This window comes from Nocardia spongicola (assembly GCF_047200775.1).
Taxonomy (GTDB): domain Bacteria; phylum Actinomycetota; class Actinomycetes; order Mycobacteriales; family Mycobacteriaceae; genus Nocardia.
In genome coordinates this window covers 524,643-542,520 of sequence record NZ_JBJZOO010000001.1, presented here as the reverse complement: position 1 = coordinate 542,520, position 17,878 = coordinate 524,643, and the positions used below count along the sequence as shown (strand labels likewise).

Below are 17,878 nucleotides of genomic sequence, written 5' to 3'. Positions count from 1 at the left end.
ACCGCTCCCTGGCGAAGGGGTAGGTCGGTGCCGGAATGCGGCGGCGACTGCCCGGATCGCGCATGGCGGCCCACTCGATACCTTCACCGGCGAGCCAGCGCGCGATCCTGGTGTCCTCGACGGCCGAGCCGGATCTGACACCGGGCGCGTCGTCCATCCAGGCGCGTACCGCGGCGCGTAACTGGCCGATGTCGCACGCGACGAACGCGGCACGTGCGGGACCGGCCTGCCTGCCGACCTGCATGGTATAGGCGAGATCCGCGAGGTTCGGCTGCGCACCGGCGAGGAAACGATCCAGTGCGGCAACATAGTCCGCGAGCCGTTCCGGATCCTGTGCCGAGATCGGTACCACCTGCCTACCGCCGATGTGGGACTCCGGTCGCCGGTCCACATACTCTTCGAGCACCACATTGGCATTGGCGCCACCCGCGCCGAATGAGCTGACCGTTGCCCGCCGCGGCAGGCCCGGAGCGCCGGACGGCCATGGCAGCGGTTCGGTGGGAATCCGGAACGGGGTGGCGGCGAAGTCGATGTTCGGATTCGGTGGCACCGCGTGCAACGACGGCACGATGGTGTGGTGGCGCAGCTGCAACAGCACCTTGGTCAGTGCCGCGATACCGGCTGCCGCTTCGAGATGGCCGATATTGGACTTCACCGAACCGATCGGTAGTTCGGTTACTCCGGTATCACCGAAAACTTTCGCCAGTCCGGCTATTTCGATGGGATCACCCAGAGCGGTTCCGGTGCCGTGTGCTTCGATATAGGACACCGATGCCGGATCGACACCACCGGTGCGTAATGCCGAGCGGATCACTGTCGCCTGGACTGCCGGGTTGGGTACGGTGAACCCGTTGACCCGGCCGCCGTGGTTCACCGCGCTGCCCTTGATGACGCCGTAGATGGTGTCACCGTCGGCTTCGGCGTCGGCCAACGGTCGCAGCACCATCGCTCCGACACCTTCGCCTGCCACATAACCGTCTCCGTCCGCGCCGAAGGAGCGGCAGCGGCCGTCGCTGGAAGCGAACTGGCCCTGACTGAGCGCCACGAACTTGTAGGGGTGCAAGGAGAGATTGACCCCACCGACCACGGCCAGTCGGCATTCACCCGTCCGCATGCTCTGACAGGCCAAGTGCAGGGCGGTGAGCGAGGACGAGCACGCCGTATCCACTGCGATGCTCGGTCCCTGGAAATCGAGTACATGTGAGACCCGGTTGGGAATGCTCCAGAACGTCGAGGCGGGGAGTGTGCCGCGGCCGAGCCGGGACTCCTCTGCACCGAACATCTGGTATGTGCCCCACATGACACCGACGAACACCCCGGCTTCCTCCGGGCGCAGGCCGCCGCGCGCGAGGTCGGCCCTGGTGTGCCCGGCGTCCTCCAGTGCCGCCCAGGCGGTTTGCAGGAACAGTCGTTCCTGCGGGTCCATCACCTCTGCCTCACGTGGAGAGATGGCGAAGAACAGCGGATCGAAACAGTCGACATCCTCGAGGAACCCGCCCCATGTGGTGTAGGAGGTGAACGGGTTGTTCCGATCCGGGACGAAAAAGCGCCGATGATCCCAGCGTTCCCGTGGGATTTCGGTGATGCAGTCGCGCCCCTCCAGGAGCACCCGCCAGTATGCGTCGAGTCCGTCCGCGCCCGGATACCTTCCGCTGACACCGACGATCGCGATATCCCCCACCGCGTCGGCGTTATGCCGGGAAGCAGAGCCGGTGCCCGCGTCGGGTGCGGTCGGTGACTCGGATTCGGTGGGTGAGTCCGGCGAGAGATATCCGGAAACCGCAGGATGCGGCCGATCCGGTGGGGACTGCGGAATATGCCCGTTGGGTGTGTGCCGATGCTCTGCGGTAGCGGAGCTGCCGGCTCTCGCGGCTTCGTCCGTCGGCGTGTTCGAGGCAGTGGCGGCCGGTTGGGCCTGTGTGGGAACGATATCGTTCGATCTGGATGGTGTGCTCATCGAAATCCGTTCGGGCACTAGATTTTCAGATGTATCGCCGGGTGTATCGGTACCGGGTTCCGCCGCTGGGCGAGCAGTCTCCAACCGCAGCAGCAGCTCTAAGAGCGCGCGTGGTGTCGGATGCTCGAATGCCAGCGTGGCGGGCAACCGGTGACCGCTGGAGCGCGATAACTCGTCGCGCACCTCGAGGGCCGCGACGGAGTCGAGCCCGAGTTCGTGCAGCGGGCGATCGAGATCGGCCGCAGGATCCAGTCCGAGACAGCGCCGCACGAGTGCTTCCAGCTCGGCGGTTACTCCGGGAGTAGCGGGTGCGGCCGAAGAGTTCTCGGTAGCCGACACCGCGCGTGGCGCGATGAGGTCGAGCAGCACATCCGGTACATCGACGCCGGAAGTCGGCACCGTGGGCAGTAGCAGCGGCATGACCGTGACCGCGCTCGCTCGCGGGGAATCGACAATGCGGGACAGCGTTTCGAGGGCTTCCTCAGGGCGCAGCAGACCATAGCCGCGCCGGGTCAGCCGCTCCGCCGCGCCGGTGCTCAGCCGCTCGACCATCCCGGTATCCGCCCACGGCCCCCAGGCGACCGACAGCGCGGGAAGCCCGGAAGCGTGCCGCAATGCGGCTATTCCGTCGAGGAAGGCGTTGGCAGCGCCGTAACCGGACTGACCGGGCAGGCCGACCACTCCAGCGGCGGAGGAGAACAGCAGGAAGAACCGCAAGGAACGAGAGGTGGTCAGCTCGTGCAGGTGCCAGGCGCCCGCGGTCTTCGGTGCGAGCACCTGCCCGATTCGTGCCGCTGTGTATTCGGTGATAGTCCCGTCGTCGAGCACACCGGCCAGGTGCGCCACCCCACCCAACGGTGGCAGTTCGGTATCGATCCAGTCGAGGACGGCTGCCACCGCATCGCGATCGCGGACATCCAGTGCCCGGATCCGGATCCGGGCACCACGTCCGCGTAACTCGGCGATGACCGCCTCCGCGCGGGCATCAGGCGCCGAACGTGCCGCGAGAACCAGTTCCCGCCATCCACGGTCGACGAACCAGCGGGCCAGCAGCAGACCGAGGGCGCCGAGGCCGCCGGTGATCAATACGGTCTGCCCGGCGGCTGCCGCTGTGCTGTCCTGCCTGGGTGGCGGCAGCGGAACCAGCCGTGGCACCCGCGGGTGTCCGCCGCGCAGCGCGAGCTGCCGTGGCCCGGCTTGCGCGATCACGGTCTCGACCACCGAGGGCGCCGTAGCCTGGTCATCCAGATCGATGATGCGGCAGCCGATATCGCGATGCTCCAGCTGTGCGCTGCGGGCGAACCCCCACAGTGCGGCCTGTTCCGGCGCCACTCGATCCGCCGGATCGACTTGTTGCCCGGCCCGCGTGAGCAGCCACACCGGGGGCTCTCCCGCGAGTGCGGCGGCCTGGACGAGATGTAGCGCCGCCACGACCAGGCTTTCCGCCCGCACGGGGGTGGAGGTGCTGTCGGCCGCGAGCGCGGATGCGGCGATCACCCCTCGTAAGGGGGTATGACCGGCGCCGACCGCACCGAGCATGGCGCGTACCGCCGCTGGTACACCGAGATCGACCTCGAATTCGTCCTCGGCGTGGATGGCGAACCCGTGCCCCGGCCGGGCGAGGACACAGTCCGCACCGCGCGTCCGCAGGTCATCGGCGAGCGCATCGGCGAAATCTCCCGCCGCTCCGATGATCAGCCAGCGGCCGGTCGCCGCACCGGGAGGTGCCGATTCCGCCGCGCACCAGTCGATTCGATAGGTATCCACGACCGGATGGTCGTTCGGCGGGTTCCCGGACGACCTTTGCACCCGATCCGGCGTCGGCGCGGGCATCACCCGGAGTCCTTCCGCGACCAGCACCGGACAGCCCTCCTCATCGAGCAGCCGGACATCGGCGACACAAAGCTGTGGCGTCTGCTCGGTGACACGCACATGGCCGAATCGAACGGTGCCCGCCGCAGTAGGGACGAGCACTCGATCCACCGCGAACGGCACCCAGGTGCGGGTCTCTACCCGCGGCGATATCACCGCGTACGTAGCGTGGAATGCCGCGTCGAGCAGCACGGGGTGCACCCATCCCCTGCCGGGATCGGTATCGGGATCCGACAGTGTCACCAACGCTTCCCCGGTACCGACCCGGGCGTGCTCGATACGACGGAACGCCGGACCGTAGCTCAGGCCGGTTGTATCGAGCAGGGCGTAGAACTCCTGGCCGTCGAGGTGGTCTCGGCAGCGGCGCAGAATATCGGCCCGGCTGTCACCGGCAGGAAGTCGGTGTGTTCCGGTGCGAACACGCGCCCGCGCATGAGTGCGCGATTGTGCGGCGGTCGCGGTGCGCACCTGCACCGCGAACCCATCGGCATCCGGTTCGAACAACACCCGCACCCGCTGCGGGCCGGTCAGAGTCAGGCCCCTGGTGATCACGAGGTCGTCGATCGCGGTAACCGCACCGGGATGGAGTTCACCCGCACCCGCGGCGATGGTGGCGACGAACCACGCGCCCGGCACGACGATATCGTGATCGATCCGATGATCGGCCAGGTAGTGCGGAGTGTCCGGACCGAGGGTCAGGTCGGTATGCGCCTGGGTAGCCGATCGGTCGACGTGGGCAGGGAGATCCGTTTCTGGCGCCGCGGTTTCGTCCGGGCCCGCCGCAGGAACCGTCACCGTGCCTGCCGGGGAATCGATCCAATACCGTTGCCGTTGGAACGGATACGTCGGAGCGAGCACTCGTCTGCGCTGATGCGCGCGGTGCACGTGCTCCCAGTCCACCGGCACCCCGGAGACATAGAGGTGGGCGAGCGCCGTCATCATCGTCTCGCGGTCACCGTGCCCGTGGCGCAGCGAGGCGATGAACCGTACCGAGTCGCCCAACACCCGGCCACCCAGGGTGGACAGCGTCGGTTGCGGACCGGCTTCGAGGAATGTGCCGATCCCGAGTTCGGCCAGTGCCCGCATACCCTTGGCGAACCGCACCGGCTGCCGTGCGTGCTCGACCCAGTACTGCGGGGTGAGCTCGCCGGGCCGCAGCGGAGCACCGGTGAGATTCGAGATGAGCGGGACCGCCGGATCGGTCATCGGTACCTGTGCTGCCGCAGCGGCGAATTCGTCGAGGATCGGGTCCATCGCCGCGGAATGGAACGCATGCGAGACAGCGAGTGCGGTAGCGCGGATGCCCTCCGTGGACAGCTCAGCGCGCAGCGATTCGAGTGCTGTCCTCGGGCCCGCGACAACCACCTGGTCCGGTCCGTTGTCCCCGGCGATCGAGACGGCGGGCGCATACGGCGATATCCGTGGTGTGATCCGCTCGGCGGAAGCGTTGACGGCGAGCATGCCGCCCCCGTCCGGCAGGCGCTGCATCAGTGTGCCGCGCACCGCGATGAGCCGAAGCGCGTCCGCCACCGCCATCGCATCCGCCGCGCAGGCGGCGACGAATTCCCCGACACTGTGCCCGAGCACACCGGCCGGGGTGATCCCCCACGATCGCCACAGCTCCCACAGCGCCCATTCCACGGCGAACAACGCGGGCTGGGTGAACACCGTACGACGCAGCAGGTGCACGTCATGATCGCCGTACAGTGCGTCGAGCAATCCGATGCCGTTCTCGATCGGCCCGAGCACCGTATCGCAGTGCCGTATCGCGTCCCGGAAGACCGGTTCGGTATCGAACAGTTCCCGCGCCATACCCGGGTACTGGGAGCCCTGACCGGTGAACAGCAGCGCCACCTTCGTACTCGCCGCCCGTTCGACCCGGCCGCGGATCAGGGCCGATGGCTGACCACGCAACTGATGCGCGGCCGTTGCGGTGGTGTCGGCGACCACTGCCAGCCGCTCTTCGAAATGGGTCCGCGCGGTGGCGGCGGTATAGGCCAGATCACCGAGATCGTTGTGTGCGGAATCATTCTCGGCTGCCCAGCGCCGCGCGAGGGCCGCGAGGGCGACATCGGTGCGCGCGGAGAGCACCAGAAGCTGCGTCGCGGGTGCGGCAGGGCGCGGTGCCCGCATCGGATCGCCCTGCGCGAGGATGACATGCGCATTGGTGCCGCTCATACCGAACGAACTGACCCCGATCGCAGGCGGGTGCCCGGTGTGCGGCCATTCCCGCGCCGTGCCCACCACCCGCACCGGTATCGCGTCCCAATCGATCAGCGGGTTCGGCGTATGGAAATGCAGGCTCGGTGGCATCCGGTGGTGCTGCAGCATCAGCACGGCTTTGATGACTCCCGCGACACCCGCCGCCCCTTCGGTATGCCCGATAGTGGATTTGACCGAACCGATGAGCAGCGGTTGAGTGCGACCGGCACCGTAGGCCTCGGCCAGCGCGTCTACCTCGATCGGGTCGCCGAGCGGGGTACCCGTGCCATGGGTTTCGACATAGTCCACCGTGTCCGGCCGGATATCCGCCCGTGCCAGTGCATCGGCGATGACCCGATACTGCGCTGGACCGTTGGGTGCGGTGAGACCATTGGACCGGCCGTCGTGGTTCACCGCCACCCCGCGAACCACCGCGAGCACCCGGTCGCCGTTACGCCGTGCCTCCGATAGCCGGGTCACCACCAGTACCCCGCAGCCATCTGCGCGGACGTATCCGTTGGCATCGGCATCGAATGCCCTGGATCGGCCATCGGGCGACAGTGCGGCGAGGCGGCAGAAACCGATGGTGGTCTCCGGAGCCAACTGCAGATTGACACCGCCGACCAGCGCCAGATCGCATCGGCCCGAACGTAATCCGTCCCACGCCGACTGCAGCGCAACCAGCGAGGAGGAACACGCTGTATCCACCGTCATCGCAGGCCCCTGCAACCCGAGGGCATAGGCCAGCCGACCGGCCGCGACGCTCGGCGCCGAACCGATCACCGAATAGGCTCCGATCGCAGAGGGGTGCGGTGCCTGGATGGGGGTGCCGGGATACTCGCTGAAGCACAGGCCGATGAAGACCCCGGTGTGGCTGCCTGCCAGGCTGCCCGGTGCGCGGCCGGAGCGTTCCAGCGCTTCCCAGCTCGTTTCCAACAACAGCCGCTGCTGCGGGTCCATCGCCCGCGCCTCCGCCGCACCGATCCCGAAGAACGCGGGATCGAATTCGTCGACATCCTCGAGGAAGCCGCCCCAGCGGGTGTACATCGTGCCGAGCGCCGCGGGGTCGGGATCGTAATAGGTGTCGAGATCCCAGCGCTGCGCGGGCACCTCGGTGATCGCGTCGCGGCCCTGCCACAGTAACTCCCAGAAATCCTCCGGCGTGCGCACACCGCCGGGGAAACGGCAACCCATACCGATGATGACGATCGGGTCATCGGCGGAGTCGGGCGTATCGGGATCGATGGCCGCGAGTCCGTGTGCCGGTATACGGACGCCCGCCTCGGTGGACGGATCATTTGTCCTGGTCACGCAGTCGGCTACAGCCTGAACGGCTGATGCCGGTGGAATCGATGTGACCGAGCTGGTGTCCTGAGGATCTGTGCCGAGTAGTGCAGGCGCGGCAACCTGGTCCGATACGCCAACCTGCTCCGATGCGATGACCTGGTTTTGCGCGGCGTCCCGGTCCGGCGCCGGACCGGCTTTACGTTGTAGGAACCGGGCGATATCGCGGACGGTCGGATAGTCGAAGACCAGACCAGCGGGCAGCGGCGCACCGATTTCGTCGGCTAGCGCGGCACGTAGCTCCATCCCGGTGAGCGAGTCGACGCCGGTATCGTGCAACGGCTGCTCGGGATCGAGTGCGCCGGACCGGTCGAGTACCCGCATCGCGACACGCTGTACAAGCGATTCCCAGTGCTCGGTATCGACATGCGCCGCCTTGGTTCCCGTTGTCGTGATGCTCGTCGGCTCGGGCGCCGCCACCGTTCCGGCCGGCTCCACCATGGTCGTGACCGCATCCGCCACATCGGTGACGGCGTGCGGCGGGCGGCTGCCGTACCACCGGCTCGGTACGAAATCGAAGACGCCGGGATTAGTGCTGTCCGAACGGATCAGCTGATCCAGTGCCGCGTCCGCATCGCGTGCGTACAGCGGCGGCAGACCGCGCCGGTCGAGATGGGCGATGAGCTCGGATCGGCCCGCGGCCATACCCACATCGGCGAACGGTCCCCACATAATGCTCAGCGCGGGCAATCCTTCGGCGCGCCGCCGCCAGGCCAGCGCATCCAGTGCCGCATTGGCCGCAGCGTAATTGGCTTGCCCGGGGGTGCCGAGCACCCCCGCCACCGAGGAGTAGGTGATGAACAGCTCCAGCGGCTGATCACGAGTGAGCTCGTCGAGGTGCTGTGCCGCCCGGTATTTGGGCCCGAGCACGGTCTCGAATCTCGCCCAGGTCTGTTCGGTCACCACGCCGTCGTCGAGCACACCAGCGCAGTGGATCACCCCACGCAACGGCGGGAACCCGGCCGCACCGATGCGCTGCAGCACCGCCACGACCGCCGCGCGATCACTCATATCGGCCTGATCGGTGATGACGCCGATACCGTTCGCGCGCAAGAACTCCAGCAACCGCGAACCCGACTCATCCGGCGCGCTCCTGCCGACCAGGACCAGATGCCCCGCGCCACGGGCCGCCAGCCAACGCGCGGCCACGGCACCGAGACCACCGAATCCTCCGGTGACCAGATAGGTTCCCGCAGTGAGCCGTTCGTCATATCCGGCGCTCGCCGGGGCGTACCGGCCGGTCAGGACCACACGACCAGGGTGATCGCGCTGCATCATCGCCAGGAAGGCTGTCGCGGCGTCGTCGATCCGGTAGGTGGAGTGCGGCAGGGGGTGCAGTGCCCGCTGGTCGAACAAGGCGAGCACGGCGCGCAGAATGGTGCCGAGCCGCTGCGGGTCGGTGGTGGCCGGATCGACTGCGCGGTAGTCGATATCATGGCTCCGGTCGGTACTTCTGGTCTGCACCGGGTCGATGACGTCGACGAAGCGCCCGCCGTGGCACAGTATTTCACTGCCGTGCGCGGCGAGATCCCCGGTGAGAGTCTGCACCACGATATCGAGACCTCGCCCCGCGGTCGCTGCCTGGACGCGCCCGGCCAATTCGTGTGTGCGCCAGGTATCGAGCTGGGTGACCGGCAACCCCATCTGCTCCGCCCAGCGCCGCAGCGCCGCGGTCACGAATACTTCGGCGCCCGCGTGCACGGCCAACTGGACCGCGGCCATACCGATCCCATCCACGGCCGCGTGCACCAGAACCCGTTCATCTGCGCGCAGGCCACCGATATCGAACAGCGCCTGCCACGCGACGGTGAACGCGCACGGTATCGTCGCCCCTTCGACGAAGGACAGCCGATCCGGCAACACAGCCACCGCACGGTGATCCACCGTCACCGTGCTGGCGAGAGTCCCCTCCGCCTGCGCGACGACACGATCACCGACCGCGAGGCCGTCGACCCCGGCACCGACAGCCGTGACCTGTCCGGCGCACTCCGAACCCAGTGCTGTCGCGGTATCGGGATGGATACCGGAGGCCACCCACACATCACGGGGATTCAAGCAAGCCGCGGCGATGGTGATCTCGACTTCCCCGGTCGCCGGAGCACGCCGAGTGCCGGACACCATCCGCAACAGGCCGAAGTCGCCGGAACGGTGTGCGACCAACCGGTAGTCCTCGACCGGCTCGGGCCCTTCGGCGAGGCGAGCGGTCAGCCACCGTCCTTCGCGGAGGGCGAACTCACCAGCGGCGTACCCGCCGAGTATGCCCTCGGCGATCATCGCGCCTTCGCTGACGGATCCGGCCGGAATGTCGAGCAATCGACAGCCGAACTCCGGATGTTCGGTTGCCAGGGTACGGCCGAAGCCCCACAACACAGCCGCGTCGGGGTCGGGCCGATCCGCGGCGGCGACCCGTTGCGCATCGATGGTCAGCAACCACAAGGCGGCAGGCGGGTGACCGGCGGCGTCGAGCACACGCACCAGCCGCAGCACCGCCTCGATCCGGATCCGCAGGGGCGCCGCGGTCCAAGCGAAGACGATGCCCCGTAACGGATTCGCGGCACGTACGGCGCGATCGAGCACCGATATCGGATCGGCGCCACGCATTTCCTCGGGGCGAACAACCATGATCTGCGCGGCGTACTCGGACAATCCCGCGGCGACGGCATCGCCGAGCGAGCCGTCACTGCAGACCAGCCAGCGCCCTGTCTCCTCGTGCTGTCGCGGTGCCTCACGTTCGGCGGGGACCCAGCGCAGGTGATGCAACAGGCGCGCGATCCCGGTCGATCGCTGCGGCGCAGCATCGGTTTTCGGCGTTGCCTCGGGGTGCATTGCGAGCAGGCATACACCGGTGAGCTGGGCGAGCAGGTATCCGGACGCATCGCGCAGGGTGGCGTCGCCGATGACGATCCTGGCGTCGCGCTCGGTCACTCGCACCAGGCATCTGACGGTCGTATTCCCGGCAGCGGGCTTGCCGAGCACGCGGGCCCGCGCTATCGCGGACGGTAAGAACAGGGTGTCCGCTGTGGTGGCGGCCAGCACGATGCTGTGCAGGCAGGCGTCGAGCAGGATCGGATCGAGCGCCGTCGGATCGCTGTCCGGCACTCGGAACACCGCCTCGGCCTCGATATCGCTGATTCGCCGGAATCCGGTGGCGCAGCGGTAGCCGGACCCCAGGTGCAGACCCAGCCGCGCCAGCTTCTCGTAGTAGACAGGCCACGCCCGCACCTCGTCGGCGGGTAGGACCGTGTGGTGTGTCGTTACGCGGTCACCGCTCGTACCGGAGTCCACATCCGAGGTCGCGGTAGTGAGTTTCGCCTGTGCGTAATCGGTCTGGTCATCGTCGGGACGGATGAACCGGACGTCGTAGCCGTCCTGGCACGGGGTGAGTGCCATTTGCAGCACTCCCTCGGCGGCGACCGTCAGCGGAGCGGGCAGTCGCAGTTGGGTGATCTCCCATATCCCGTTCAGCTGCGTGGCGAGGTCACCCAGTTGAGTGCACAGCCAGGCCGCCGGCACTGTCGGCACATCACGTAGCCGGTGTCCCCGGAACATCTCCGGTGCCAGTCGCAGCGTATGCACCACTGCGCCGCTCGTGCGTGGCATGAGCTCCACCCAGTGCCGTTTGCGCTGAAACGGGTAGGTCGGCAAGTCGAGATGCCGCCGAGGACGAGAGGAATACACCTGCGTCCAATCGATCTCGACGCCACGCACATACTGGTGGGCCAGCTCGGCCGCAGTACTGGATTCGGCCGGTTGCGCGACCGACCCGAGTGCGGTGATCCCCGAGGCGATACTGTCCAGTGCGGCACGTAATTGCGCCGCGGTATCGAATACGACCGCCACCCGTTCACCGAAATGCGTCCGTCCGAGCGCGGCCGCCGCACACAGCTCCGTCAGCACCATCTCGGGGTGCGCGGTAACCAGCTCCAGGTAGCGGGCAGCCAGTTCACGAAGCGCGTCAGCGGTCTTGGCCGACAGCACCAGCACGCGGGGGCCGGACTCGGCCGCTGACCCGAACTCGGATTCGGCTACCGGCGGCGCTTCCTCCAGCACCACGTGCGCGTTGGTCCCACTGATACCGAACGCGCTCACCCCAGCCCGGCGCGGCCGGTGCGCGCGCCGCCATGTCCGTTCCTCGGCGACCACCCTGACCGCGATATCGTCCCAGTCGATATGCGGGTTGCCCGAACGGAAATGCAGTGAAGCGGGGATGCGTTCGTGGCGCATCGACTCGATCACCTTGATGATGTTGGCGATGCCCGCCGCGGCCTGGGTGTGCCCGATATTCGATTTCACCGAGCCGATCCACAGCGGGTCGGTCTCGGTGCGGCTGTCGCCGAGCACGGCGGCGAGCGCGTTCACCTCGATCGGATCGCCGAGCGCGGTGCCGGTGCCGTGCGTCTCCACATAGTCGATATCCGCGGCTCCGATCGCCGCGTCCGCGAGGGCCGCGCGGATGACCCGTTCCTGCGCGGGACCGTTCGGCGCGCTCAACCCCTGACTGCGGCCATCGGAGTTGACCGCCGATCCCCGCACCAGCCCGAGTACCCGGTCGCCGTCGCGCCGGGCATCGGCCAGGCGTTTGAGCACGAGCATTCCGGCACCATCGCTCCAGACCACACCGTCGGCGCGGGCGTCGAAGCTCTTACACCGGCCGTCGGCGGCCAGCCCGCGCGCCCGCGCGAAGTAGATATCGAGCGAGGGGGTGAGTACCACGGTGGCGCCACCGGCCAGCGCGAGATCGCATTCCCCGGTGCGCAGGCTTCGCACCGCGGTATGCACGGTGACCAGTGACGACGAGCATGCTGTGTCGATAGTCAAGCTCGGACCGTTGGTGCCGAAGAAATACGAGAGCCTTCCGGAGGCGACACTGGACAGATTGCCGGTACCGAACCAGGCATCGGGCGCCAGATCGGCCCGCGCCATGCGCTCGGCGTAGTCATTGGACATCAATCCCACGAACACTCCGGTCCGGCTGCCCTCCAACAGACGGGCCGGATAGCCCGCGTGTTCCAAGGCTTCCCAGGCGGTCTCGAGCAACAGCCGCTGCTGCGGATCGAGCATGCGTGCTTCGCCGACCGAGATATCGAAGAATCCGGCGTCGAACTCCGTCACGTCCTCGACGAAGCCACCCCAGCGGGTATAGGTCTTCCCCGCGGCGTCCGGATCGGGATCGAAAACGGCATCGACGTCCCAGCGGTGCGCGGGCACCTCGGTGACCGCGTCGGTCTCCGAGGTGAGTACCCGCCACAGATCCGCCGGGCCGCGAACCCCACCGGGATAGCGACAACCCATGCCGATGATCGCGATCGCCTCATCGGTATCGGCACGGGCACAGTCCTTTTCCCGATTCATGAGCTGGGAAACGTTCGGTATGGTTGGGGTGATCGACGGTTCGAAGGAGAATCCGGGGGATGTGGCTTGTTCGACGATGTGCGTGGACGGCCGCTGCCCGGCCTGCTGTCGGGTGGTACGCGGTGTGACCGCATCGACGCGAACGGATTTCGCACCGAGCCGGGCGACCTCTTCGGACACCGCGGCCACAGTCGGATGATCGAACAGCAAAGTCGCCGGAAGCCGGATCCCCATCTCGGCGGAGAGCGCGTTACGAAGCTCGACGGCCATCATCGAATCCAGCCCGAGCTCCCGCAGCGGCGTACGGTCGGCCACAGTGGTACTGCGTCCGAGTACGGCCATGGCATGGGTGCGCACCACTTCGAGCAGTTCCGCAGGGTCGGGCGGGGTGATACCGTCCAATCCCGCGGGGCTGCTGTCCCGCTCCGCGAGAACGACAGCAGCTTCCTGATCCGCCGCATCGGCCACGGCAGCGGGGAATACTGTGAAGACCCCCTCCGCCGAGAGCAGCGAGCGCAGGATGCGGGCACCATCATCAGCTCGGAGTTCGGCGATGCCGTGCCGTGCCCAGGCCCGGCGGGCCGTCGCACCGAGCCCCTCGGCCATACCGGTACCTGCCCATGGACCCCAGGCGATGCTGAGGGCGGGCAGGCCCGCGGCGAGTCGCAGTCGCGCGAGGCCGTCCAGATACGCGTTCGCCGCGGCGTAGTTCCCCTGCCCCGCCGGACCGACCGTGGCGCTGACCGACGAGAACAGTACGAACAGCTCGAGCGGCTGTTCGAAGGTCAATTCGTGCAGGAGCCAGGCACCGAGGGCTTTCCCCGCGAATACTCGCTCGACGTGCCCAGGAGTCTGCTCGATCAACAACGCGTCGTCCAGAACCCCCGCACAGTGCACCACACCGGCCAGCGGAGGAAGATCGCTGCCGAAGCGGGCGAGCATGCGGGACAGGTCGTCGCGATCGGCGACATCCACCCGCACGGACTCGATACGGGCACCGAGGGCCGCGATCCGCGCCATCTCCCGCTCGACCCGCGAGTCCATGGCGCGCCGCCCGGCCAGAACGACGGTACCCGCGCCAGCCTCGGCCAGTATCCGCGCGGCCGTGGCCCCCAGCGCTCCGCGGCCACCCGTGACCAGATACGCCGCATCGGGATCCAGCCGCAGCACTCCCCCGCTCTCCCCCTCTTGCCGCATGCGCGGCACAGAGCGATGGCGCCCGCGCAACGCGAGTGCGAAATCCTCCGCATCGGAGTGAATCTCGTCTACCAGACGGTGGTCGTCGTATTGCGCGTCGACCGGAAGATCGATCAGGCGGCAACGCAATTCGGGCAGCTCGGTGCGCACTACCGCCCCCAGCCCCCACAGCGCCGCCGCGGCCGGGCGCACACGTTCCCCTGGCAGTGCCCCGACAGCCCCCACCGTCACCAGATACAGCGCACCCACGGTAGCCGACCTGGCCATCCGTTGAATCACCCCGAGCGCGAATTCCACTTCCGTACGCGCGGAATCCGCGCTGTCGTCCGCCGTGATATCGGCGAGATAAACCACCGCCCGATCATCGTCCCAGGCAGCAGCATCGGTGGCGCGCTCGACCGCTGCCGTGTCGATGCCTGCGGCGCGCAATGCGGTGGCGAGCCGGTCTGCCTGCGGCCCGACGCCGATCACCAGCACCGAATCCGGGCCACCTCCGCTTCGCACTGCGGCAGGCTCCCAGATCGGACGGTGGATCAGGCCGGATATCGCCCCGTGCTCGAGTGGTCGTTCAGCCGTCCCTGGTTCGGCGAACCGCATGTCTTCGATATCGCAGAGCACCGCGCCCGTACTGTCGAAAATGACGATATGGATCGCGCGGCCGACCTGCTCGGCAAGCACCCACGCCGCCGCAGGCGCATCCGTGCAGGCCACCCGCAATCGTCCGATACCGACCGGCAAGCGGAGCGCGGCACTTCTACCGGACACCAGTGCCAGACCGGTCTGCACCGCCGCGTCGAGCAGACACACCATCGCGGCATCAGGGTCGTCGGCCAGTTCCACAGGGCGTCGCAGTGTGGCGAGCACACTGTTCCCAGTAGCCCGCAACTGTGTGATCCAGCGAAATCGCGGGCCGAAGGTCAACCCGGAATCCGCGCAACGGCGATAGAAATCGGCCACCGCCCACTCCGTAGCCTGTGTGCGCTGCGCAGTGCCGAGTGCATCACCGGTACCCGGCCGGATCGCGGTGCCTGCCCGCACAGTCCCGGTCACCGCGGTGACACTGTTGTTGTCCACCAGGAACCGGATATCGATGCACCCGTCTGCCGTGGCGAGCGATGGATCACCCAATTCCGCCTGCGGTACCGGTCGCGCGGCGAGGAAATCGACCAGCTCGCTATCAGCGCCACCGGCCATTCGCAGCGCACGCAATGCCAGATAGGCGGCGGGCACTATCGCTAGGCCTTGGAATCGATGTTCGGCGAGATAGTCGGTGTTCGAGGACCGGGCAGCGAGCGGCGTGGTGATCCGTTCACGTTCGAAGGGGTAGGTTGGCAAACCGTTGCACCGCCGCGCCACGGACGGAACCACTGACTCCCAGTTGATATCGATACCGGCGCAGTACATCTCACCGATACCGTGTAGCAGCACTTCGTCGTCGCCTGCGGTTCGGCGCATGCTCGCCACCCATAGGGCATCCGGATCGGCCTGCTTGCCGAGCTCCAGCAACACCGGATGCGGTCCTACCTCGAGGTACACGTCAATCCCCGACTCGGCCACCGACCGTATACCTTCGGCGAAGCGCACCGTGCCGCGTGCGTGTGCTCGCCAGTACGCGGCATCCATCCTGGTGTCGATCCGTGCACCGGTGACATTCGATACCAGTGGTATCGCCGCAGGGCGCGGGGCAGGTACCAGCTCGGCGGCAATCGACTCGAATTCGTCCAACATCGGGTCCAACAGCGGCGAATGGAAAGCAGTTGTACCGGTGAGCAGCACGGTGCGAATCGACCGCTGGTCGGCATCCCGCAACATCCGGTGCACCGCGTCCGCCGTTCCGGAGACAACGAATTGCCCTGGTCCGTTGCTCGCCGCGACCGCAACGCCCCCAGCCGGTTCGGTCAACAGGGCTGCGAAATCCGCAGGCGCGGCGAAGATCACCGCCATCGCACCCTGCTGCCGCACCGCCCCCATCAGCCTGCCACGCTCGGCCGCCAAGCGGAGCCCGGCCGCGAGGTCGACAACCCCGGCGACCGTCGCCGCCGCCAGCTCACCGAGGCTGTGCCCGAGCACGATATCGGGTCGAACCCCGCATGCCGCCCACAGTTCGGTACACGCCCATTCGATCGCGAACAGCGCAGGCTGGGCGTACTCGGTACGGGTAAGCACATCGTCGTCCGCGTCGAACAGCACCGACCGCAAACGCATCCCGCCGGGAAGCGGGCCGAGCAACTCATCGCAGTGGTCGATCGCGGCACGAAATACCGGATATCTGCGGTCGAGCACCGCACCCATCCCCGCGTACTGCGCTCCCTGCCCGGTGAACAGCATCGCGATCCGCGGCATTCCGGAAGCAGGCCCGTTACTCCGCTCGAATGGCTCCGAAAGTGTCCGCACCGCCTCCTCGGTGGTACGTGCCACCACCGCACGCCGGTATGCGAAATGCGCACGCCCCAGCGCCGCGGTGGCAGCCACATCGACGAACGACTGCTCGGCGCTGTCCAAATGCTGGATGTAGCGCTGCGACAAGATATCCAGCGCCGTCGCGGTCCGTGCCGAGAGCGGCAGCAATGCGAGCTCGTGCGGGTCTGCGGATGGTGCGGGCGCGGGTGCCTGTTCCAGCACCACATGCGCATTGGTCCCGGCGAAACCGAAAGAACTCACCCCGGCCAGCCGCGGCCGATCGGTGCGCGGCCACACGACATCTCTAGCCGGTACCGCCAGCGCCGTACCGTCGAGCGCGATCTTGGGGTTCAGTGTAGTGAAATCGTGCTGATACAAGATCTTTTCGTGCTCCAGCTGCAGCACTGTCCTGATCAACCCGGCAATGCCCGCCGCAGCCTCCAGATGGCCGATCCTGGACTTGACCGAACCGAGTAGACATACCGACTCATCCGCGCGCGGCGCCCCGAGTACCTGGATCAGCGCCTCGATTTCGATCGGATCGCCCAACGGAGTGCCGGTGCCGTGTGTCTCGACGTAGCCGATCTGATCCGCAGTGCACCCGGCATCGGCCAGCGCATCACACAGCAACTCGCGCTGCGCCATCGGATTCGGTGCGGTAAGCCCCATGGAACGACCGTCGTGATTCACACTGGAACCCCGGATGAGCGCTCTGACCGCATCGCCGTCCGCAATCGCTCGCGAAAGTGGTTTCAGAACAACAATTCCCGCTCCCTCACCGCGAACGTATCCGTTCGCCCTCGCGTCGAACGGACGGCAGTGCCCATCCGGCGACAATGCGCCCATCCGCGCCAGTGCCTCCGACGTGAGTTCGGACTGCAGCAGATTCACCCCGCCCGCCAACGCGATATCGCACTCCCCCGCCCGCAGGCTACGGCACGCTTGGTGCACGGCAACCAGCGACGACGAGCATGCCGTGTCGATCGCTACCGCGGGACCGCGCAACCCGAGCAGGTAGGACACCCGTCCGGCGACAATGCTCGACATCGTTCCGGTAAGCGTGTGCGGATCAACTGATCTCACCCAATCCGGCGTGATCGCGCGCTGGTATTCCTGCCAGCTGACGCCGAAGAACACCCCGGTGCGCGCTCCCGCCGGACCCCCCGGTTGTAATGCGGCGTCTTCCATTGCTTCCCAGGCGATTTCGAGCATGATCCGCTGTTGCGGATCCATCGAGGCCGCCTCGCGTGGTGCGATACCGAGGAACTCGGTATCCATGGCATCGATCGGTCCGGTGAGCAGACCGGCCCGGCGCCGCGCTTGACGTGGTATGGAATCTGTTGCGGGTAAACGATTTTCCGGCACATCGACAATCGCGCTGCAATCCGAGCAGAGCAACTCCCAGTACTGTCGCGGACTCTCCACGCCACCGGGAAAGCGGCAGCCCATGCCGATGACGGCGATGGGCTCATGCGGTGGCCGTGTCTCCAGCTCTTGAATCCGGCGGAGTGCTCGTGTCAGTAAGGCTCGAAGGTTATGCGCATCATCTGCCAT

1 protein-coding gene (running past one end of the window) is annotated in these 17,878 nt (G+C 67.3%); it reads right to left on the bottom strand.

Annotated elements, in window-relative coordinates:
* On the bottom strand, positions 1-17,878 hold the 5' portion of the coding sequence (locus ACL02S_RS02390) for an SDR family NAD(P)-dependent oxidoreductase (RefSeq protein WP_412800578.1). 3,518 nt of this gene lie to the left of the window's left edge; 17,878 of the gene's 21,396 nt are visible here — the first part of the coding sequence; the start codon lies at positions 17,876-17,878; its stop codon lies beyond the left edge, outside the window.